At 58.2% G+C, this 20897-nt stretch carries 19 protein-coding genes; 11 read left to right on the top strand and 8 right to left on the bottom strand.

The annotated features are described in order from the left end of the window. Positions 1–48: 48 nt before the first annotated feature. Both ACZZ0G_RS28665 and ACZZ0G_RS28660 read right to left on the bottom strand, forming a co-directional pair. The gene (locus ACZZ0G_RS28665) at positions 49–411 is read right to left on the bottom strand and encodes a DUF6124 family protein (RefSeq protein WP_463558533.1); all 363 of its coding nucleotides are present in this window, start codon (positions 409–411) and stop codon (positions 49–51) included. 450 nt (positions 412–861) lie between these two features. Continuing rightward, complete coding sequence (locus tag ACZZ0G_RS28660; protein ID WP_463558532.1) at positions 862–1422, bottom strand: hypothetical protein; 561 nt, start codon at positions 1420–1422, stop codon at positions 862–864. Between the two features lie 190 nt (positions 1423–1612). Here ACZZ0G_RS28660 and ACZZ0G_RS28655 point away from each other — a divergent pair, with 190 nt between their 5' ends. Both ACZZ0G_RS28655 and ACZZ0G_RS28650 read left to right on the top strand, forming a co-directional pair. After that, positions 1613–1978, top strand: a complete 366-nt coding sequence (locus ACZZ0G_RS28655; protein WP_463558531.1) for a hypothetical protein — start codon at positions 1613–1615, stop codon at positions 1976–1978. Between the two features lie 64 nt (positions 1979–2042). Next, entirely contained in the window at positions 2043–2339 is a 297-nt protein-coding gene (locus ACZZ0G_RS28650; RefSeq protein ID WP_463558530.1) for a DUF7660 family protein, read from the top strand. 136 nt (positions 2340–2475) lie between these two features. On the opposite strand, the gene ACZZ0G_RS28645 is transcribed toward ACZZ0G_RS28650, so the two are convergent. After that, entirely contained in the window at positions 2476–3090 is a 615-nt protein-coding gene (locus ACZZ0G_RS28645; RefSeq protein ID WP_463558529.1) for a TetR/AcrR family transcriptional regulator, read from the bottom strand. 131 nt (positions 3091–3221) lie between these two features. Here ACZZ0G_RS28645 and ACZZ0G_RS28640 point away from each other — a divergent pair, with 131 nt between their 5' ends. From ACZZ0G_RS28640 to msrA, 9 genes are all read left to right on the top strand, one after another. Continuing rightward, complete coding sequence (locus ACZZ0G_RS28640; RefSeq protein WP_463558528.1) at positions 3222–4439, top strand: MFS transporter; 1218 nt, start codon at positions 3222–3224, stop codon at positions 4437–4439. Between the two features lie 411 nt (positions 4440–4850). Continuing rightward, positions 4851–5366, top strand: a complete 516-nt coding sequence (locus tag ACZZ0G_RS28635; RefSeq protein ID WP_127646759.1) for an Hcp family type VI secretion system effector — start codon at positions 4851–4853, stop codon at positions 5364–5366. A gap of 126 nt (positions 5367–5492) precedes the next feature. Then, on the top strand, positions 5493–8399 hold the full coding sequence (locus ACZZ0G_RS28630; RefSeq protein ID WP_463558527.1) for a type VI secretion system Vgr family protein: 2907 nt from the start codon (positions 5493–5495) through the stop codon (positions 8397–8399). Continuing rightward, positions 8396–13006 carry an RHS repeat-associated core domain-containing protein gene (locus ACZZ0G_RS28625; RefSeq protein ID WP_463558526.1) on the top strand — a complete coding sequence of 1537 codons (4611 nt, stop codon included), beginning with the start codon at positions 8396–8398 and terminating at the stop codon, positions 13004–13006. The genes ACZZ0G_RS28630 and ACZZ0G_RS28625 overlap by 4 nt, the downstream gene beginning before the upstream one ends. An 11-nt stretch (positions 13007–13017) precedes the next feature. Next, positions 13018–13524: a DUF4265 domain-containing protein gene (locus ACZZ0G_RS28620; protein ID WP_463558525.1), complete on the top strand. Its 507-nt coding sequence runs from the start codon at positions 13018–13020 to the stop codon at positions 13522–13524. Positions 13525–13620: 96 nt separating this feature from the next. Then, positions 13621–14052 (top strand): DUF4265 domain-containing protein, encoded by a 432-nt coding sequence (locus ACZZ0G_RS28615; protein ID WP_463558524.1) that lies wholly within the window; start codon positions 13621–13623, stop codon positions 14050–14052. A 127-nt stretch (positions 14053–14179) separates the two neighbouring features. Further along, positions 14180–14425, top strand: a complete 246-nt coding sequence (locus ACZZ0G_RS28610; RefSeq protein ID WP_463558523.1) for a PAAR domain-containing protein — start codon at positions 14180–14182, stop codon at positions 14423–14425. Positions 14426–14483: 58 nt separating this feature from the next. Continuing rightward, positions 14484–14879, top strand: coding sequence for a hypothetical protein (locus tag ACZZ0G_RS28605; protein WP_223026369.1), 396 nt, complete (start codon positions 14484–14486; stop codon positions 14877–14879). Between the two features lie 167 nt (positions 14880–15046). Beyond that, complete coding sequence (gene msrA, locus ACZZ0G_RS28600; RefSeq protein ID WP_463558522.1) at positions 15047–15553, top strand: peptide-methionine (S)-S-oxide reductase MsrA; 507 nt, start codon at positions 15047–15049, stop codon at positions 15551–15553. Positions 15554–15658: 105 nt separating this feature from the next. Here msrA and ACZZ0G_RS28595 read toward each other — a convergent pair whose 3' ends face one another. The 5 genes from ACZZ0G_RS28595 to ACZZ0G_RS28575 all read right to left on the bottom strand — a co-directional run bounded on the left by ACZZ0G_RS28595 (position 15659) and on the right by ACZZ0G_RS28575 (position 20864). Next, complete coding sequence (locus tag ACZZ0G_RS28595; protein ID WP_463558521.1) at positions 15659–16132, bottom strand: DUF2059 domain-containing protein; 474 nt, start codon at positions 16130–16132, stop codon at positions 15659–15661. 58 nt (positions 16133–16190) lie between these two features. Continuing rightward, entirely contained in the window at positions 16191–16904 is a 714-nt protein-coding gene (locus ACZZ0G_RS28590; RefSeq protein ID WP_463558520.1) for a DUF695 domain-containing protein, read from the bottom strand. Between the two features lie 64 nt (positions 16905–16968). After that, positions 16969–17619, bottom strand: a complete 651-nt coding sequence (locus tag ACZZ0G_RS28585) for a hypothetical protein (protein WP_463558519.1) — start codon at positions 17617–17619, stop codon at positions 16969–16971. A gap of 91 nt (positions 17620–17710) precedes the next feature. Further along, a complete protein-coding gene (sseB, locus tag ACZZ0G_RS28580; RefSeq protein WP_463558518.1) occupies positions 17711–18511 on the bottom strand; it encodes an enhanced serine sensitivity protein SseB in 801 nt (266 codons plus the stop codon). 226 nt (positions 18512–18737) lie between these two features. Then, positions 18738–20864 carry a TonB-dependent receptor family protein gene (locus tag ACZZ0G_RS28575; protein WP_463558517.1) on the bottom strand — a complete coding sequence of 709 codons (2127 nt, stop codon included), beginning with the start codon at positions 20862–20864 and terminating at the stop codon, positions 18738–18740. Positions 20865–20897: the final 33 nt, after the last annotated feature.

Here is a 20897-nt window from a genome sequence, read left to right as displayed (position 1 = left end):
CTGATCAACCTCCATGACGGCATCCCAACCGTCATGGAGGTTTTCTCATTACTCCGTAGGCACCACGTTATCCAACGCCCGATTCACCGCCAACTCCCCAAGCATCACCACCTGCGCAATGCCTTGCAGTGTCTTGCGCGCCGGTCCGTGAACCAGTCCGATCACATCGCCCAGCATTACAGAGGCGGAGCCGAGTGACTCACTGGCATTCACCAACAGTTCTTCAGTCTTGGTTTTTGGATTGGCGATAAACATCGTATTGGTTTGGTACGGGGTGCCCATGATTTCTGGTGCGGGACCGAGGTAATGGGAGAGGGCGCGGTCGACGGCTTCGTTGAATTTCTTGGCGTCGGGGGATTCGTCGCCTGCGATTGGATCGGTTTCTGGCGGGTTCGGCGTAATTTTGAACATAGATGAAACTCCTGGGAAACGATTAAGGAGCCATCACACTTCGCTACCAAACGAGGGGTGGCGGCCATGCACAGGTTGGTAGACCGGCCCAGGAGCCCGGCGCGTCCGAGGACGCCCTACGCATGGCCACCATAAAGCGGAGATCAGAAAAACGATCTCTGCGAAAGGTGCGCAATGCGCCTGGGAAAGTCGGGCTACCAAACCCGATCACTGCTATTCAGTGACCGACCCACAATAGAACCCGCATCCAAGGCGCACAAGCCGGCGGATTCTGGCGTAGTCGTAGGCAACGGCGCAAGGCGTTGTAGGTTGGGATGGCGTAACTTTGAGTGTCTTTAAACAAAGTCGAGGAATTGCTTAAACAGGGCAGTTAGAGCTGTTTTTGCGATGTCTTCGGAGAGTGGATGAGCGGGAACCCCCGGGGGCAAGTCCTCTCGCTACAGGTGGGAGTTAATTCGCCAGCGAAATCAGCATGTCGATCACATTAATCGGCACATAAATCAACGTAATCGCCGCATACGCTTTACGCGACCTCGCCACAAACGCGCCAACCGGCAACGCAATCATGATCACATCCAGCAAACCCCAAAGCGCCACCGGCGATGCCTCAAACAACGTGACATTGACGATCAGCCCCAGGCACAGATACGTGGATAGCGACAGCAATGCATAGCGCCCATCTTGTTCGAAATACACGCGCAACCCGTTCTGCTCGTCCTCACTACGGCTCGGCAGCAGCAACGCCGCCGTGACGAACAGCGAGAGTGTCAGCATCACCAACAGTAGAAATTCGAGAAACGAGAAGGTCTGTTTCACCGCCGACAGTGCGTTGACGGCCCACCAGAATTCCAACTGCGTGGTAAACAGCATCACCGCCCAGACCAGTGCCACCCAATCTGGCTTGGCTACTCGGCGGATGCGGAACACCGTTAATACGCCGAGCAGCAGGCGGGTGACGGAGAGTCCGAGGATCATCGAGAGAACGGTGGCGACGATTGGGAAGTTGTTCATCTTGCCTCTCGTGAACTCGGTTTTGGCTGTCAGGGTGCTTTGGGCAGACTAGGTGGGGCGGGTAGGACCGTCAAACGCGGCTGTGCGGTTGGGTTGGCAGAAAACGGCTGTAGAGCCTTGCTGCGCGGAAGTAATGGATTAGGATGCCCGAAGGCTGGAATGGATCTTCTCGAATAAGGATGTGTGGTTTATGGAATCTGCTTTTTCGCAAGTCACCGAGCGTTTGCACAACCGCCGGTTTTCCGTGGCGAATAACGCTCAGGGCTTATCCGATGCGCGCACGGTGTTTCACTACTTCGTCGAAGGCGCGGCGGTTTGGGGGACTTATGCGGGTGGGCATATTCGCCTGGGCAACCAGGTTGGGCGGGTGACCGGGCCGGACAGTATCGAGCTGCTTTATCAGTGCATCACCACGGATGGCGAGATTCGCGCGGGTTGGTCGCGGGGCGTGGTGGGGGTTAATGAGGCGGGGCGGACAACGTTGCGGTTTGTGTGGGGGTGGTTGTCGGGGGCCGAGGGTGGCGGGGAGTCGAGTTATGTTGAGGTGGTCGCGTAGCGATGGGGCATCTTGTGATTATCGCGTGCTGCTCGGGCACTAACCTTTCAACGCAAGGATGGCTATGTCTGTAGATCTTGATGAGTTGCTGGAACGTGTCGCCGATGAGCAATCGTTCATCGAGTTCGTCGCGGCGCTGGGTGCTGATTTCTCCCGTGAGCGGGCACTGGACAAGGCGACACCATCGTCTACTTATGAGGCCGGTGCGTTAGGCTGGGAAAATGGATCGGTCGATACGTTTCTTGATGCTGCGGCTGCTTGGGCGATGGCTACTTCGAGGAATGCTCAGGCGGATGCTGCCGTTTCTAATGTCTGGCAACGGTGCGCGGAGATTTTGTTGGCTGGGAAGTTTTACGAGTGAGGCTCGCAGATCATCCGCTTTAGGCCTGCATTTTTTTGATAAGAAAACGCCCAAGGGTTTGGCGTGTCCTGGATGGTTAGGACCGCTTACTGCCTTGGGCGAGATGGGCGCAGATTAGGTGGGGGCAATGTAGACGTCAACTCTTCGCCATCACATCCCACGTCCGCATCACCTGCGTAATCGCCGCATCAATACTCTCAATCGGCGTGTCATCCCGAGCAAGGATGGAAATCCCCTGCAGGAAACTGTCGAACACGGTCGCCATGGCGGCCGCGTTCGTGTCGTCCGCTAACAGTCCTTCACTCACACCACGCTCGACACACGCAACAATCCCTGCGCGGGTTCGGGCGCGGGAGTGGGTGAGGGCTTGAGCGACGTGCGCATTTTCCGGGCTCGGCGCGCTCATGACGCCGAGGGTGACCATGCAGCCTTTCGGGTGGCCGTCGTCGCATTGCATGCGTGCTGACTGGCGCAGGGCGGTTTCGATGGCTTGGCGGGGCGGCAGAGTTTCGTCCCACAGGCATTCGGTGACTTGGGCGAAGGTCGCCAGGTAACGCTGCACGCATTCGTCGAACAGGGCTTCTTTGGAGCCGAACGCGGCGTAGAAGCTCGGTGCGGAAATGCCGCCGCCCAGTTCGGCCTTCAACAGTGAAAGGGATGTCGAGTCGTAGCCGTGTTGCCAGAACAATTGCATGGCTTGGTCGACGGCGTCGTCGCGATCGAATGCGCGGGGGCGGCCGGTTCTGGCCATAGCTGAAACTCCTCGGAAAGTGATTTGGATACTAGTCGATACATAAGTCGTTGACAACGTGCCTAGGCTGCCGCCAGTATTTTATATCGATCGGTACGCAAGTCTGATTTTCCAAACTCAAGGAGTTTCCCGTGACACCTTCATTGACTCTAACGGCTGCGCCCAAACGCCTGCCCATTGGCGCCTTGCTGGCGCTGGCCATGACCGGATTCATCTGCATCGTCACCGAAACCTTGCCCGCCGGGCTGTTGCCGCTGATCAGCGATGGCCTGGCAATTTCGCCTTCGATGGCCGGGCAGATGGTTACCGCGTATGCGCTGGGCTCGGTGCTGGCGGTGATTCCGATGACCATCGCCACCCGTGGCTGGCGTCGGCGCAATGTGCTGTTGCTGACGATTGTTGGTTTTCTGCTGTTCAACTCGATCACGGCGTTGTCGTCGCACTATGGCGTAACGCTGGTGGCGCGTTTTTTCGCCGGGGTTGCGGCGGGTCTGGCGTGGAGTTTGTTGGCCGGTTATGCGCGGCGAATGGTCGAGCCGGATCAGCAGGGCAAGGCGTTGGCGCTGGCCATGGTCGGCACGCCGATTGCCCTGTCACTGGGCGTGCCGCTCGGCACATGGCTGGGAGGCCTCGTCGGTTGGCGTACGACATTCGGCATCATGTCCGGGCTGACTTTGATTTTGATTGTATGGGTGCTGGTGAAGGTCCCCGACTATCCACCACAGCCTGCGCATCAGCGCCTGTCGTTGCGCCGCGTGTTGACCACGCCGGGCGTCCGACCAGTGCTGGCAGTGGTGATCAGCTGGATGCTGGCGCACAACATTCTCTACACCTACATCGCCCCGTTCGTAGCGCCGGCGGGGCTGGCCGATCGCGTGGATCTGGTGTTGCTGGTGTTCGGTATCGCCGCCCTGGCGGGGATCTGGCTGACGGCCAAATTGGTTGAACCGCTGTTGCGCAAGACCGTTCTGGTGAGTCTGGCCACGTTTGCACTGGTGTGCGTAGGGTTCGGCTTTTACGGACGGGGGCCGGAGGTGATTTATCTGGGCGTGTTGGTGTGGGGATTGAGTTTTGGCGGTGCGGCGACGCTGTTGCAAACGGCTCTGGCGGATGCGGCGGGGGATGGCGCGGACGTGGCGTTGTCGTTGAATGTGGTGGCGTGGAATAGCGCGATTGCGGGCAGCGGCGTGGTCGGCGGGGTGCTGCTGGATCGATGGGGTGTTGCCTCTTTCCCATGGGCGATGGTGGTGTTGGTGGCGGTCGGGTTTGTGATTGCCTGGAGTGCTCGCGCGCATGGGTTCAGAGCGGGGCCGCGTGGGGCGGGAGCGGCGGCCGTGGGTGGACACTGAAGTGCTCGCTCTCAGATGACGTTGGGTGTCAGGTCAATGTGTTTTTGATGCGCTGACGTCATCGCTGGAAGGCCAGCCTCCACAGGGCTGGTTTTTCAACACTGGTCATTTTTTGAAGTGCGCAAGAAGTTGCGCAATGAAGTTCTTTTTTTCTCGGGTGAATGCTCTGTAGCCCTTTAACTACGTGGCCTCCAGCCAAGTGCGCAACTTCTTGCACACCACTGCGCAAGAAGTTGCGCACTTTCCCTTGTTTTTCATTGGCTTAATCACAGGAAAAGATCAGTCGATGAGCTCGGGGCCTTGATCTGTATGGGTTGCACAAAAGCTGGCATGAACTTTGATGGCGCATGGCCATCCTTTTCAGGCAATGGTGCCTGAGAGGTATGTCTTTCAAGCAAGGAGAGCATCCCCATGGCAACCCCAGCGTACATGTCCGTCACTGGCGAAAAACAAGGCCTGATCACTGCCGGCGCATTCACCGCCGATTCCGTTGGCAACACCTTTCAGGAAGGTCATGAAGACCAGGTCATGGTGCAGGCTTTCACCCACGACGTGATCATCCCGCGTGACCCGCAATCCGGTCAGCCAACCGGTCAGCGCGTGCACAAGCCAGTGGTCATCACCAAGGTCTACGACAAGGCTTCGCCACTGCTGCAAGCTGCTCTGACCTCCGGCGAGCGCATGAGCGAAATCGTTATCCAGTGGTTCCGTACTTCTGCTCAAGGCACCCAAGAGCACTACTACACCACCAAACTGGAAGACGCGATCATCGTCGCCATCAACAACAAAATGCACAACTGCCAGGACCCAGGCAACGCGCATTTCACCCACCTGGAAGAAGTGCAGTTCACCTACCGCAAAATCACCTGGACCCACGAAGTCTCCGGTACTTCGGGTTCCGATGACTGGCGTGCTCCAGTCGTTTAATCGCGGCTGACAGTTGTACCGCCCCGGCCGGCATCGCTGGTCGGGGCGCACTCACTTTTAAAGAATTTTTGCCAATAGCCCCTTGAGGGGCTGTTGCGCGTCGCAGCACTGCGCGAGGAACAAGGGATGTTCTCACCGGCCAACCAGCCTCATTTCAATCTGACCGTCGATGGCATCGACAGCGATTTTCAAGTGCTGTCGTTCACCGGTCGTGAGGCACTCAACACGCCGTTCGAATTCGAGCTGGAACTGGTCAGTGAAAAGGCCTCGATCAACCTCGAAAGCGTGCTGCACAAACTGGCGTTTCTCCAGCTGTCGCCAACCGGCACTGGCATCCACGGTCTGGTCTACAGCGTCGCCCAGGGCGAGGCGGGCAAGCGCTTGACCCGTTACAAAATCTCCTTGCGCCCGCAACTGGCGTACCTCGCGCACCGGGTCAATCAGCGCATCTTCCAGCAGATGACCGTGCAGCAGATCATCAGCCAGGTGCTGGAAGAACACGGCATCCTTGCCAGCGACTACCACTTCCAGCTCAGCGCGATTTATCCGGAACGCATTTACTGCGTGCAGTACGACGAGTCGGACCTCGATTTCATCCAGCGCCTGTGTGAAGAAGAGGGCATTCACTACCACTTTCAGCACACGTCCAGCGGCCACAAACTGACCTTCGGCGATGACCAGACGGTGTTCCCGAAACTCGCGCCAGTAGCCTATCAGCAGGACTCGGGACTGGTCGCCGACAAACCGGTGGTCAAGCGTTTCGGCTTGCGTCTGGCCACGCGCACCAGCCGCACCACGCGCCGTGATTACGACTTCGTCAAACCGAAGATCGAGCTGGAAAGCGACGCCAAAAGCAGCGCCCAGCCGGACCTCGAAGACTACGATTACCCGGGCCGTTTCGTTGATCGCGAGCGTGGTAAACATCTGGCCAATCGCGCGCTGGAACGCCATCGCAGCGACTACCGTCTGGCCGAGGGCAACAGCGATCAGCCGATCCTGGTCAGCGGGCATTTCCTCGCCCTGACCGAGCACGCCAACCCGACGTGGAACGACCTCTGGCTGCTCACCGAAATCTTCCACGAAGGCAAGCAGCCGCAAGTGCTCGAAGAGTCGGTGACCAGCGACACCACCGACCTCAAGGACGATTTCCACCAGGGCTATCGCAACCGCTTCAGCGCGATTCCGTGGGACGTGCCGTACCGCCCGCCTCTCGATCACCCGAAACCGAAAGTCCTCGGCACACAAAGCGCGGTGGTCTGCGGCCCGGAAGGCGAAGAGATTTACTGCGACCAGTACGGCCGGGTGAAGGTGCAGTTCTTCTGGGACCGCGAAGGCAAACACGACGACATGACCAGTTGCTGGATGCGGGTGGCATCGAGCTGGGCGGCGGAAACCTTTGGTTCGATCAATATTCCACGGGTCGGCATGGAGGTGTTGATCACCTTCCTCGAAGGCGATCCCGACCAGCCGCTGATCACCGGTTGCCTGTACCACGGCGCGAATCTGCCGCCGTACAAACTGCCGGATTTCAAGACCCTGGCCACGGTCAAGAGCAAGGAATACAAGGGCAGTCGCGCCAACGAATTACGCATCGACGACACCACCAGCGAGATCAGCATCGCGCTACGCAGTGATCACGGTGCGAGTGCGATCAACCTCGGTTACCTGACCCATCCGCGCCCGAGCGGTGGTCAGCCGCGAGGTGAAGGTTTCGAACTGCGCACCGACCGCCATGGCGCAGTGCGTGCGGCGGCTGGTCTGCTGATCACCACCGAACCACGGCCGAACGAATCCAAGCACCACAAGGATCTGCCGGAAACTGCCGAGCGCCTTGCGACGGCCAGCGATCAGCAAGATGGATTCGCCGTTCAAGCCAAAGAGTTGCAAGCCCAGGAAGCAGGGGATCAGGACGACGTGGCCAAGGCCTTGCACGCGCAGCATCAAGGCGTACTCGGCAGCGGTCCGGCCAACCTCACCGCCAACGAATTCCCCGAGTTCACCGAGCCACATCTGGTCCTCGCCAGCCCGGCCGGCATCGCCCTGACCACGCCACGCTCCAGCCACATCGCCACCGGCGAACACCTGGCCCTGAGTAGCACCGGCCACACCAGCCTGTCGATCGGTAAACGCCTGCTCGCCAGTGCCAGTCGCGGCATGCGCCTGTTCGTGCAAAGCATGGGCTGGCGCTTGGTCGCGGCCTCCGGCGACATCGACGTACGGGCGCTCAAGGACAGCATCAACCTGCTGGCCAAACTCAACATCACCGCCAACGCCGACCGCATCACCATCACCGCGAAAACCGAACTGGTGATTCAGGGCGGCGGCAGCGCGACGACCTACAACGCCGGCGGCATCACCCACGCCACCAGCGGCCCGTACACCGCACACGCGGCGAACTTCGCCTACACCGGCGCGAAATCTTTGGCCGGGGTATTCCCGGAACCGCCGAAACCGGGCAAAGGCAATCTGGAATTGTTCAACCAGTACGCCGGGCGTCAGGGCATCAAGGACGGCGATTACGAAGTCATCGATGCGCTGGGCAAAAGCATCAAGGGCAAGCTCGACGGGAAGGGGTTCGCCAGCGTCGCTGGTGCTGCACCGGGGCCTGCGCGGGTGCTGTTCGGCAAGGATCCGGCGGATACCTGGAGCGACGGCAGCTACATCGGCAAACCGGAGTGGCCGTTGAGTCCACCGGGTGCTGAAGACGTGCCGAGTCAGGTGCAGGCGATGGTCGCGCAGGTCTTGCCGAGCAAGAGTTGGGAGATGTTGGAGAAGGGCAAGGACATGGCGCAAACAGGGATGAATGCGATGCAGACCGCGCAAGGTGCGATGCAAACGGCGCAGCAGGTGAAAGGCGTGGTGCAGGGCGGGGTGGCCGGGTTGCCGAAGCTGGCGAGTGCGGCCATGCCGAGTGCGTCGGGGATTCTTGGGGCGGCGAGCAAGGGCGGCCAGTTACCCACGCTTCCCGCACCAACGCTTCCAAAACCTTCCTTGAAAACCCCGGGCCTGTTGGCGGGTGAGATGCTGTCATGACCACTGAAATCGTAAAACGTGAACCTCAGGTTGCTATCGTTCCACTGAACGCTATCGACATCCAGGACGTTGCCAGCAGCGCAGCGACCTTCGATGCCTGGTTGCAATCAGCCACGGATGGTGTGGTCACCCTCGACCGTATCAAGAACGTCGCCGGCGCCTTGCCGGTTGTGGGCAACATCATGGCGCTGGTCGATGCGCTGGGTGACATCGTCACCTTGTCGAACGCCAAGCAGCGCGACTTGCTCGCGTGGGCCAGCCTGGGCATCAACCTGATCGGCGTATTGCCATTACCGCCGGCCATGGCCGCTGCGCGCATGACCCTGCGCCCGACGCTGTTTCTGGTACGCCAGGAGATGAAGGCCAGCAGCAAATTGTTGCTCAGCACCTCCGTGATCGAGGTGCTGGTCGGGCACCTGAACGCTTCGATTGTCGGCACGCTGGATGATTTTGTTGAACAGGCCAAAGGCAAATTGCCCGGCATCCTGGCGGACGCTGGCAAGCTCGGCGAAGACGTCATCAACGAGATTGCCAAAGGCATCGAAGCGGTGGCTTTTGGCAATCTGGATGCCAAAGGTGATCTGAATGCGGCCAGCGCCCAGGCGAGCGCCGCAGCCGATCAATTCAAGAATGATCCGCTGGCCTCGTTCAGCAATGTTTTTGGGGCTGCCAACAGTGCTCTGAAATCGGCAGGCAAAGGCCTGGCCAACAGCGTGGCGCAAAACCTCGTCCCCGATGACTTCAAAAAAACCGTCTCCGACGAAACCAAAAAACTGCGCGCAATGGGCCCGGAGCTGCGCACTCAGTTGAGCAAGCTCGACGATGAATCGGTGCAGAACTCCATCGGCTGGTTGCTGTTTATCCTCTCCAGTGCCGTGACACTGTGGCGCAAGCGCAATGCTCATGGCCAGAGCACCGCAGTCCATCCAGACAAAACCGGTCAGGCAAAGCACACGGCGTCTGATGGTGAATTGGGATCCAATGGCCAACAGGCTCCGGCGAAAGGGGCGCCCAATCCGAAGAAAGGCCCTTGTGAATGCGCCACGGACTTCAGCATCAATTTCGCCTTGGGTTCGGAAAGCCTGATCCATACCGATTTCAGCCTGTCTGGCCCATTCCCGATCAAATGGACACGCACCTACAACTCGCGCCTCGACGCTTACGATCAGAGTGAACTCGGCGCTCGCTGGGTCAACGAATTCACCACACGGTTTGACTGTGTGGACGAGGGCCTGACGTTCTACGGCGCCGATGGCCGCGACCACAGCTACCCATTGCCAAAGGTCGGCTTGTTCCACTACGACGCCATCGAAAACATCACCCTGCTCCGCAACAGCGAAGATCAACTGTTGCTGTGCCGTGGTTTCGAACGCAAGGAAACCTACGTCCGCCGTGGCCAGCGTTTTGTGCTGACTAATATCTCGCTGCGTAACGGCGCCGGGATCATGCTGCATTACGAGCACCGTCACGGCGAACAATCACTACTCTCCGACCTGATCACCTATCAGGAAAACGACGTCAGCAAGGTGCACTTGCACCTCGGCACGATGATCGATGAACACAGCCGGTTTATCGGCCTATGGGAGATTGTTGATGGCGCCCCGTTGCGACAACTCTGCGCATACCAATACGACGCCTATGGCGACCTTATTCAGGCGCAGGACGAGAACGGCGCAGCCTGGTCGTATCAGTTCGAGCATCACCTGATTACCCGCTACACCGACCGCACTGGGCGCGGCATGAGTCTGGAATGGGATGGCCAGACCGCCAAGGCCAAAGCCATCCGCGAATGGGCAGACGACGGTAGCTTCGACACGCGCCTGGAGTGGGACGAAAACATCCGTCTGACTTACGTCACCGATGCTCTCGGCAACGAGACCTGGCACTACTACGACATCCTTGGCTACACCTACCGCATCCGCTACACCGATGAACGCTCGGAATGGTTCTTCCGCGACGACGCGAAAAACATCGTGCGCCAAGTAAATGCCGACGGCAGCACAGATCGTTATAGCTACGATGAACGCAGCAACCTGCTCGAGCACATCCGCGCCGACCATACCGTGATGCATTACGCCTACGACGATCAGGATCTGCTGATCAAGATCAGCGATGCCGAGGGCGGGCAATGGCAGCGCGCCTATGACGATCAAGGTAACTTGGTCGAAGCGCTCGATCCGCTCGGCAACAAAACCGAATACGCCTACAACAAGGCCGGTCAGCCCATCGCGATCAAGGACGCCAACGGCAACGAAAAGACCCTGGACTACAACGACGCCGGGCAGTTGGTGGAGTACGTCGACTGCTCGGGCAAGACGAGCGCCTGGGAATATAATGAACTGGGGCAGATGATCTGCTTCACCGATGCGGCCGGGAACGCCACCGAATACGAATACAAGGCTGGCCAACTGGTGCTGATCAAGCACCCGGACAAGACCGAGGAGCGCTTTGAACGTGACGCTGAAGATCGGTTATTGGCGTATGCCGACGGTCTCGATCGTTGCACCACCTGGAGCTACAGCGCTGCCGGTTTGGTCACCGAGCGTGTCGATGCCGCCGAACAAACCCTACGTTATCGCTGGGACCGCCTCGGACGGTTAACGGCCCTGGAAAACGAAAACGAACAACGCGCGCACTTCCACTACGACCCGGTCGGGCGCCTGCTGGAAGAACGCGGCTTTGACGGCCGCACCACGCGTTATCAGTACGACCCACTCACCGGACGCCTCGCGCAATCAGTCAATGGCCAACGTGTCATCTCGTTGAGCTTCGACCCGATGGGCCGTTTGACTGAGCGTCGCGCCTCCTTGGGAGATCAGTCGCAAAGCGAAACCTTTGCCTACGATGGCAACGGCAACATGGTGCTGGCCAACAACGCCGACAGCCGCTTGCAATGGTTTTATGATCCGGCAGGAAATATTCTGCGTGAGCATCAACACTATCTGAGTTTGGAACGCCCGGTGGTCGCGGTCTGGCGGCACGAATACGACGTACTAAACCAGTGTATTGCCACGACCCGTCCAGACGGCCACCGTGTCAGTTGGTTGACTTACGGCAGCGGCCACCTGCTCGGCCTGCGCCTCGATGAACACGAACTGATCGGCTACGAACGCGACGACCTGCACCGCGAAGTCGCCCGCCATCAAGGCAATCACTTGCTGCAAACCCAAAGCTGGGACCCGGCCGGCCGTTTGCAGGAACAGTTGCTGGGACGCAGCGACGACAAGTCCACGCTGCTCAAACGCGAGTACACCTACGACGCGGCCGGCCAACTGACCGACATCAACGACAGCCGCCGCGGCCCGCTCGCCTATCGCTACGATCCGGTCGGCCGACTGCTCAGCGCCGCAACGCGTCAAGGCGTGGAAACCTTCGCCTTCGACCCGGCTGGCAACCTGCTCGACGACAAGGCGACAGAAATTCGCCGCCCACTGGACCTGACCCCACCGCGCAGCAAACTGGTCGACAACCTGCTGCGCGAATACGCCGGCACGCACTACGACTACGACGAACGCGGCAACCAGATTCAGCGCTGGCACAACGGCCAACGCAGCGATCTGCGGTGGGACCTGTTTGATCGACTGGTGCATTTCGAAGACCCGCGCCTGGGCGTGGATTTCGCCTACGACGCACTGGGACGACGCCTGCACAAAAACTCTCGTGCGCACTACAAGCAGCGTCCGGCAGCAGGTTCCCTCTGGAACAGAAACGAACACGCGCGCAAACAGCGCGAGCTGGGTTGCGGCTTCACCTTGTACGGTTGGGATGGCGACAACCTCGCTTGGGAAAGCAGCCCGGCACAAAGCGATGGCGAGCCCGGCCGCACGGTGCACTACGTCTTCGAACCGGGCACTTTTGTTCCTGTTGCGCAGGCTGTGCGGCACGCGCCGATCGATCTGATTGGGCTGCCGGATTACAGCGGTGAATACAGCCTCGATGACGACCCGGTGTGGAATCACAAGGCAACGGCATTACCGTTTGACGCGTTGGCCTGGTATCAGTGTGATCACCTCGGCACGCCGCAGGAATTGACGGACTCGCAAGGCAACCTTGCCTGGACCGCGCAGTACAAGGCGTGGGGGCAGGTGACGGAGCAGCGTTCGGAGTGGGCGCGGCAGCATGGCGTGATGAACCCGATACGGTTCCAGGGGCAGTATCACGATCATGAGACAGGGCTGCATTACAATAGATATCGTTATTATGATCCTTCGGTCGGACGTTTTATAAATCAAGATCCGATCGGTCTTGCAGGGGGATTGAACGCCTACGAATATGCACCAAATCCCGTGCAATGGATCGACCCATTAGGTCTAGCGCGTATTCCTAAGTCGGTGAAAACCAAGGTAGCTATCGAGAACAAGCAATTTCACGGAGTGGAATCATGTGAGAAGTGTTTAGTCACAGTAGTTCCTGGTCAAAAGAGCCAGAGGGGTGTAACTCCGCCACCGAATGAACGACAATTCGATCATATTCAACCTGATTCATTGGGAGGCGCAAACGATGAAGGTAATACCCAGATTCTATGTCGCCGTTGTAATCGTGAAGCTTCAGATTCAATCAAGCCGGATTACAAAACACTCAACCGTCTAGGCGGCTCCCCACCTTGAGCGTATAAAATATGAAAGATATTTTTCACAAGATTGTCTTTGAGTTAACGCCTGACGAGGATGATTATCCTCCTGTATCTGCTGAGTCGATTTGGGGCATCTATGCCGGTGATGGCACCTATACCTTAGACAATACTCCCTATTACGTTTATGGCGTGAGTAAGGGAGATTCCGTGCAGGTAAAGTCCAGTGGCGATGAGATGATAGCTGTGCGTGTCGCAAAACAGGGTGGCCATTCGACTGTCAGAGTTTTTGCCAGTGATACTGAAGAGAAAAGAAAAATAATCGCTCATCTTCATCAGTTAGGTGCCTCGTGCTCAGTTAGTCAGGAAATGTCGCTGTTTACAGTGGATATTCCCTCAGATTGTGATTTTTTCGCAATCGACAGATATTTGTCTGATATTGCTGATGGGGAAAATACTGCATATGAGGATGCTTGTCTGCAGCACTCAGATATTGAGTCATCTCGTCTAGGGGAGTGCCTGTCATTGGCTTCTTTACCACTACTAGCTCATTGATTGAGTAAGCCCTAAGGGGGCATGGAGACAGGCCGTGAGCTGGAGTTTATTAATCGTAGTCTGTCCCTATTAATACTCACCCCTTAAGGACCTGAAATGGAAAAGGTATTTTTTAACTTGATCGTCGAAGACGATTACCCTCCTGTCTCGAGCGAAAGCGTTTGGGGCGAAAAAACGGCATCCGACACATTCATTGTGAAGAACATACCGTTTTATTCGAGAGATGCTTGTCTTCATGATGAGGTTGCTGTCATCGCCAGTGCAGACGGTGAGCATCTATTCGATAAGGTCGTCACGAGCAGTGGTAACAGCACCATTCGTATAATTTTCTTTGCTGAGGGAGTACCTCACATCTCGCCCGTGCTGGACTCCCTAGTCAATATAGGTTGCAAGTGGGAAGGAATGAGTAAGAAATTCTTTTCCATCAACATTCCTGCGGAGATTTCCTTCGATGAGGCGATAGACCTGCTTGCTGAGGGAAAAGCTAAAGACTGGTTGGATTTCGAGTATGGATTGGTCCGACAGTAGAGACGCCTACCTAGTAGGCGGAGGGTAACCGTCCGGCCAACTCACCTTCCTGACCCCGACGCCAAAGGCGATGGTGTCCACCTAATTTAAGTGGACACCATTTCTAGCCTTTTAAGCGGGTCTTTCCATGCAGTCACAACGCCGATTAACTCGCCTTGCGAGATTTGCAGGCTCTCAGACCGACCTCAACGGCAAGCCGATTGCCGCTGTCGGTCACAAGGTTAGCTGCCCATTGTGCGAAGGCATATTCCCGATCGCCGAGGGCAGCAGCACCTACACCGTCGACGGCACGCCCATCGCCCTCGACGGCATGAAAACCGCCTGCGGTGCTGCGCTGATTGCGAGCGGGCCGAAAGGCGCCGTAATCAGCTAGGCACTTAATCATTCTGGATTCAATCAATACACCCGCTGTAAACCTTAAAGGACTAAACATGAAATATACCGCTTTGATCTTCGCCATGACTGCAGCCCTAGGCACCGCCAGTTTCGCCCATGCGGAAGAGATGGATCCTGCAGCGCTGAAAAATGCCTACGACATGGGGCGCAACTCGGTGGGTTTGATCAACCACTGCGTCGACAAGGGTTTCTTGAAAGCTGACAGTACTGAGAACGCCAAGAAGATGAGCGACTTTATTAAGGGCATGCCAGGTCCAGTGGACAAAAGTGACGGCGACAAAATCGAAGCTCAGGGACGCAAGGGTGAGATGTTTATGAACGGTGAATACCAAAAGCTCGAGGGTAACCTGCCGCCGACGCTCAGTCTCAAGCAGTGGTGCGAACAGGCGGATCAAGGCATGCGTAATGGCTTGAAGCAAGTAGGTTTGTAAGTGAGTCCGACCTTGTGGTCAGGCTCGAAAAACGCTCGCTGATTGCGAGCGTTTTTTATTCCGCTGCTGGTGCTTGATGTAGTTCTATTGGCTCAGCCCCTTGGAATCCGCCAACCCGCCCTCATAACCATCGCTATACCCAACACCCCGAAGAGGAACGACACGCCATGACCACTCAAACCGAAACCGCCATCCTCGCTGGCGGCTGCTTCTGGGGCATGCAGGATTTGCTGCGGCGCTATCCTGGTGTGTTGCAGACCCGCGTCGGTTACAGCGGTGGCGATGTGCCGAACGCTACCTATCGCAACCATGGTGACCATGCCGAAGCCATTGAAATCACCTTCGATCCGGCGGTGATCAGCTACCGACAGATCCTTGAGTTTTTCTTCCAGATCCACGACCCGAGCACGCCCAACCGGCAGGGCAACGACCTCGGTCGCAGCTATCGTTCCGCAATTTATTACCTCAGCGAAGAACAACGCGACATCGCCGAGGACACGGCTGCCGATGTCGACGCCTCAAAACTGTGGCCGGGCCGCGTGGTGACCGAAATCGAACCGGCGGGGCCGTTCTGGGAAGCCGAGCCGGAGCATCAGGATTACCTCGAGCGTATTCCGAATGGCTACACCTGCCATTTCATTCGCCCGAACTGGAAGTTGCCGAAGCGCGGGTGAGGGGGGCACGCCGCTCATTCAGCGCCACTTCAGTGGTCGCGAGGCTGAATGAGTTTCCGACTTCGCGGGCAAGCCCGCGAAGTGGCGAGCGCTTATGGCGCCGTTTTAACCCTGCGCTTGATCCTTCAAATCATCCAGCGCATCGATGATCGCCTCATCGCTGTCGGCCATTGCATCTCGCATATCTTTAGCGAGGTTGCTCTGGACGGCCATGAATTTTTCGGCCAGATCGCGGCCCTTTTTCGAACTCAGGATGATCGTCATCGCCTGCTCGGGATGCTGGTTGGCGCGAGTCAGCAGGTCAAGCTCATCGTTGTTGAAGTGATTGGCATAGATTTCCACGACCATGCCCTTCAGGTCGTCAGGATCGATGTTCTCTCGCACGACGTTGCGAATTTGCTCGCGTTCGAGCATAGGGTAGCGGGAGGCATAACCGCTGGACGCGGTCTCGACCATGCTGGCGTATTGCTTGGTCATGCCACTGGACTCGACGAACGCCTGCGCCTTGTCCTTGTTACCCCCACAACCCGCCAGCGTCGCTGCGGCCAATAAAGCCAGCATAATTTTTTTCATGCTCATGAGCATTTTTCCTTGAATGATCTGTAAGTGCAGAGAGCGCCACAAGTGTCCCTGTCTCTCACTCCAAACACCGTTTAGGGGTCATGCGGATTTCCCCGGACGGGTCGGCACTATTGGCCCCCTCGGCACTGCGTGCAGGCTCTTTACGACCGCTCCATTCCACAGGATAAGGTCCGCTCGGTGCCAGCAGCGCCTGCATCCGGTTCATGAAATCAGTGTCACTTCGGGCGTAGAAGATCCACTCCCGACGGTGTTCTCCAGTGACCGTGCACACCCACTTCGCGAGCCCGTCATCCGCCGCGGCGGACAGTAAAAGGGCCTCCATCTCATTCATGCGTACAAGATCACGAGGTCGCGGCAGGAGTTTCCTGGAGGTGTAATTCCAACGGACTCTCATCTTGAACGGTAGCGCCTGCTGCTCCGTCGCGGAAATTGAGCGAGCAGTCCGGTAACTCATGGGGCTGGGGGTGTCCGGATAGTCGGACTTCTGGAAAGTTTCCTCGCCCGGCTCGGCTAAGCGCGTTTGTGTGTAAAGATCAGGCGCATCGCCCAGAATGGCTTTGAGTGCAGCATCACTTGCGTCCTTGCGGTCAGCCACGCAGTCATCGTAAGCGGCACTGTGGCTTGGGCCTTCATCCAGGCAGGGGTCGCGTTCGATCGGTGGCGGGGGATGGGAGCAGCCCGTGTTAAGCAGAGCTGTCGATGCCATTAGCACAAACAGCGGCCAAGCGCGATTCAGGGTATTTCGATTGTCGGGTTTGACGTCATTCACAACGTGCCTTCCTTGGGAGGGGCGAGTACAGGTTTGGAGTGGAAGTGATCGAGCCGTGTCGCCATTAATGCCGACTGACCTGCTTGAGCCAGTTCCAGAAGGGGTCGTTCGATTCGCTCACATCCATGCACTCTGTACGCCGGACCAGGTCCGCTGCGCGCGTGGGTATGCTCAGCCCGAGCGTTCGCTCGACGTGGCTTCGCAACAGAAGAGGCGGAGGAGGGTAATCGTCTTCGGCGTATTCTTTTTCGCGTACTTCATCCGGGGTCAGTTGGAACTGCTCCGGCCAGCAGAGCTCGTCGTAACCGATAGCCAGCAGCCTCAACAAGTCTTCAATCGTGTCGGTCAGGACGCAAAGCATCGTTGACCCGGACCCTGATCCCAGATGGACGAATCGCTGTTGCCCGATGTCGTCCAGCCACAGCCCGGCCCACGAGCCGTCCCCACCGGTTCTGAGGAACAGGGTCAGGCGCTGGTTTACGTCAGGATCATCGCTATTAGTCCAGCGGGCGGTGTCGGCAGGTACTGGCAGGTAAAAAGCGGTTGTCGCCACATCGCTATGTGCCGGGTCCGGATGCAGCGTCATGTAGCGCGTGCCATCGCGGTGACTGCGCACGCAGCCATGTTCTTCCAACAACTCAAGTGCTTGGCGAAGGCGTGCGGGCAGCGGATTGCCCGCAGGAAAAGCGGCCGCCATTTCATCGGTGAAGTTCATTCATTTCCTGACTCGGCGGGCATTGGAGAGGGTTGGGTTCCGGTGACCTCGGCGGTCTCGTCCAGAACCCAAGGTCCTGGTGTATGTTCAATCATGCTTTACCAAACCCCAGAAAAGAACGCAGTTTATGGCCCCACTTGCGCTCATAGAAGGGCGTGGTCTCCCTGAGAAAGTAATCACTCAGGCCCGCTTCACCTTGGGACACCCGGCACAAATCAACCGGCTCGCCCTGCGGCGCGGTATCCCCGGCAACATTGCCTGCCTCACGCATAACCCGCTCAATATCGCCGTCCGCCTCAATGCCCACGATCAAGTGCGGTTTTTCGTCCACCGAGGTGTCATGCATCAATGCCAGAAATCCGCGCTTCACATTGGAATGTTTGGCGAGCAGTTGGGTGAGCGAGTGGACCATTTGTGACGGGTATTCGGCAGGCTGGCCGAGCAGCACGTTGGTTTCTTTCTCGACCGTGCGTTCCGTGGCGGTCTGGCCAACAGCATCGGCGAGCAAATTTTGCACCTCTTGCGGGAAAAACTCTTTGCCGTACGGCGACTTCGGATTCAGGCAGAGCAGGGCGCCCAGTGTGATTTCGAACAACGATCGGGCGGGTATCTCGAGGTAGGACTGCTCGCTGTCGATGGACTGTTGCAGTGTTTGCAGGGACGAGAAAAACGGGATGACCGGGGTGCCGTCCGGTTTTTGCCAATGGGCGATGCTGATGTTGCTGCCGGCTTGGAGATTGACGTGGTCGTCGGCCTCACCAGCAGTACCGAGGATGTATACGTTCGAGTTCAACAGTGTGTTGAAAAACTCGGGGCGATGTGCCGGTTCGTCGGCGGCCCGTTTGAGGCTTTTTTCCAGCAGGTTTTCTGGTTGGGTATCCATGGTGTTCATCCGTGACTCGTTCTGAAACAGGGCATAGAACAGGTACATCGACGCGTGTTCGGCTGACGCCTACGCGGGCAAACCTGTTGCCACAGGTTTGCGTATAGATCACAAAATTCGGGTGCAGCGCAAATCACTGTGGGAGCTTGCCTGCAAGCGATGACGGTAGGTCAGTTAGCTTCTTCGCAACAGACACATCGCCATCGCCAGCAGGCTGGCTCCCACAGGGAATGCTTCAGAGCAAACTCCACGACACCCCAACATAAACCCCCATCCCTTCACCCGGCGTAGACCGCGCGGCATCCAGCCCTTTGTCGTCATACCCCGGTGTCACCGTCGCCGCATAGTGCTTGTTGCTCAAATTGCGCATATCCACCCAACCCTGCCAGTCACCCTTCGGCGCGTTGTAACCCAGCGTTGCGCCGTACAATGCGTATGGATCAGCGTAATAACTGTTGGCGTAATCCACCGCAACTTTGGACACCAGCTGCGTATTCACCGCCGCAAAGAACCCCAGCGGCCAGTCGTAACGCAACTCACCCTGGTAGTAATGCATCGGCAGGCCCGGCAAGCGGTTGTCGCCGAAACGATCATCATCGCGATAGTGGAAATCACTGAAGGTATACGCCTGACGCAAACTCAACTGACGGCCATCAGCCGCCGACCAGAGTTTGCTGTTGAGGCTGGCTTCAATACCTTGGTGCACAGTCGGGCTGGCGTTCAACTCATAAGGCGTGACGGCATTGGCATCCGGCAACACCGACAGCAGTTCATGCCGCACCTGCGCGTAGTACCACGCCAGACTCCATTCGCCGACGGCGCTGTCGCCACGACCGCCCAGCTCCAGCGTGGTCGCGGTCTGGTTCTGCAGTTTGATCGGGTCTTTCTGCGTGCCGGTCGCCGCGCCATTGCCAGCCGGGAAGCGCACGTTGGAGCTGTAGATCAGCGACCACGGGTGCGGCGCCTCGACCGAGCGGCTGAGGTTGCCGAACAGTTGCAGGTCCGGGGTGATCTGGTAACGCAGGCCGAGGCGCGGTGCGTAGTCCCAATCGTTCATGCTGGTTTTGCCGCCGCTTTGCGGGTAGGTCACGGCGCTTTCGCGGCGGGTGTAGATGGCTGCGAGGCCGGTGGTCAGCCAGAGGTCGTCGGCGATTTCCAGGTCGTTGCCGAAATGTAGAACGGTGTCCGAACCCTGATAGGTGAAGTTACGCATGCGAGTGCCGGGCAGGTAGCTGGCGGTGTTGCCGGAGGGAACTCGCACAAACTCGCTGGCGCCGTCGTTGGGCAGATGTTTGGTCACGCGCAGGCCGACGTTGCTGCGGCTTTCCATGCCGAAAAGCGTATCGCGGCGTTTGTAGTCGAACGTGCCACTGACGTCGGTGTAGGCGACTTTTAAACGGTTCGGGCCTTCGCGCAGGTCCATCGGATAGTCGTGGTAGACGAGGCCGGTCTGGATGCTCGAATCGTCGTCGATGTAATACGTGGTCTTGTTGCCGATGAAGGTGCTGCCCGGCTGCTTGCGGCTGTCATCGCGCGCCACGTAGGAAGGATTGGCCGCACGAGGCGAGTGTTCGATGGAGTGCTTGGTCACGCGGCCGGCGAGGTCGTTGTCGGTCTCGCGGTAGCGAATGTAGAAGCGCGTTTCCAGATTCGGGTTGAAGCGATAGCCGAAGTTGGCGATCACGCCTTTGCTTTCGCTGGCGGTGTGATCCTGATAACCGTCGGCGTTGGAGTCGGTGAGCGACACGTAGTAATCGAAGTCGCCGAGCACTTGCCCGGAGCTGACCTGACGCTGTTGATAGCCGTGGCTACCGGTGGCGTAGCGCACTTGCAGTTTCGGCGCGGTGTAGCCGGTGTGGCTGACGTAATCGATGGCGCCGCCGAGTGCCAGCGAACCGCGATCAAAACCGTTGGCGCCGCGCAACACTTCAACGTGATCGACCCACAGCGGTTCGAGCAATTCGTATGGCGTGCCGCCCGGGCCGGTCAGTGGCAGGCCGTCGAGCATCGTGTACAGCCCCGACGCATGGGCGCCCGGTGCACGGTTGATGCCCGAGCCACGCACCGAGATTTTCACGCCCTCGTTGCCCGCCGACTGCGCATAAACCCCCGGTTGATACGCCAGCACATCCTGATTGCTCGCCACGCGGCCCTGCAAAGGCTGGCGCATGTCGACCACGTTGGTGCCACCGGGCACTTGTTCGAGGCGGGCCTCGGCTTCTTCAACGCTTGCGTCGGAAACCCTTTGCTCATCCGCCGAAATCAGCACTTGCCCCAATTCCAGTCCTTGAGTCTCGGCCATCGCCGGGCAGGCGAGGGCCAGGCCGAGCAGGGCAGTGGGTAGGGATTTGGGCGACGGCATCGAAAAACTCCAGGCAGGCAAGAACGGGCAATG

It is taken from the genome of Pseudomonas sp. AC169 (assembly GCF_979258515.1).
Note: the sequence above shows the minus strand (reverse complement) of the source record. Positions and strands in the feature narration are given on the sequence as shown.

What these genes read in the sequence shown, in the direction of transcription:
- ACZZ0G_RS28665 (WP_463558533.1), bottom strand. Translation starts at nt 411, where the DNA reads ATGTTCAAAATTACGCCGAACCCGCCAGAAACCGATCCAATCGCAGGC.
- ACZZ0G_RS28660 (WP_463558532.1), bottom strand. Translation starts at nt 1,422, where the DNA reads ATGAACAACTTCCCAATCGTCGCCACCGTTCTCTCGATGATCCTCGGA.
- ACZZ0G_RS28655 (WP_463558531.1), top strand. Translation starts at nt 1,613, where the DNA reads ATGGAATCTGCTTTTTCGCAAGTCACCGAGCGTTTGCACAACCGCCGG.
- ACZZ0G_RS28650 (WP_463558530.1), top strand. Translation starts at nt 2,043, where the DNA reads ATGTCTGTAGATCTTGATGAGTTGCTGGAACGTGTCGCCGATGAGCAA.
- ACZZ0G_RS28645 (WP_463558529.1), bottom strand. Translation starts at nt 3,090, where the DNA reads ATGGCCAGAACCGGCCGCCCCCGCGCATTCGATCGCGACGACGCCGTC.
- ACZZ0G_RS28635 (WP_127646759.1), top strand. Translation starts at nt 4,851, where the DNA reads ATGGCAACCCCAGCGTACATGTCCGTCACTGGCGAAAAACAAGGCCTG.
- ACZZ0G_RS28630 (WP_463558527.1), top strand. Translation starts at nt 5,493, where the DNA reads ATGTTCTCACCGGCCAACCAGCCTCATTTCAATCTGACCGTCGATGGC.
- ACZZ0G_RS28625 (WP_463558526.1), top strand. Translation starts at nt 8,396, where the DNA reads ATGACCACTGAAATCGTAAAACGTGAACCTCAGGTTGCTATCGTTCCA.
- ACZZ0G_RS28620 (WP_463558525.1), top strand. Translation starts at nt 13,018, where the DNA reads ATGAAAGATATTTTTCACAAGATTGTCTTTGAGTTAACGCCTGACGAG.
- ACZZ0G_RS28615 (WP_463558524.1), top strand. Translation starts at nt 13,621, where the DNA reads ATGGAAAAGGTATTTTTTAACTTGATCGTCGAAGACGATTACCCTCCT.
- ACZZ0G_RS28610 (WP_463558523.1), top strand. Translation starts at nt 14,180, where the DNA reads ATGCAGTCACAACGCCGATTAACTCGCCTTGCGAGATTTGCAGGCTCT.
- ACZZ0G_RS28605 (WP_223026369.1), top strand. Translation starts at nt 14,484, where the DNA reads ATGAAATATACCGCTTTGATCTTCGCCATGACTGCAGCCCTAGGCACC.
- msrA (WP_463558522.1), top strand. Translation starts at nt 15,047, where the DNA reads ATGACCACTCAAACCGAAACCGCCATCCTCGCTGGCGGCTGCTTCTGG.
- ACZZ0G_RS28595 (WP_463558521.1), bottom strand. Translation starts at nt 16,132, where the DNA reads ATGAGCATGAAAAAAATTATGCTGGCTTTATTGGCCGCAGCGACGCTG.
- ACZZ0G_RS28585 (WP_463558519.1), bottom strand. Translation starts at nt 17,619, where the DNA reads ATGAACTTCACCGATGAAATGGCGGCCGCTTTTCCTGCGGGCAATCCG.
- sseB (WP_463558518.1), bottom strand. Translation starts at nt 18,511, where the DNA reads ATGAACACCATGGATACCCAACCAGAAAACCTGCTGGAAAAAAGCCTC.
- ACZZ0G_RS28575 (WP_463558517.1), bottom strand. Translation starts at nt 20,864, where the DNA reads ATGCCGTCGCCCAAATCCCTACCCACTGCCCTGCTCGGCCTGGCCCTC.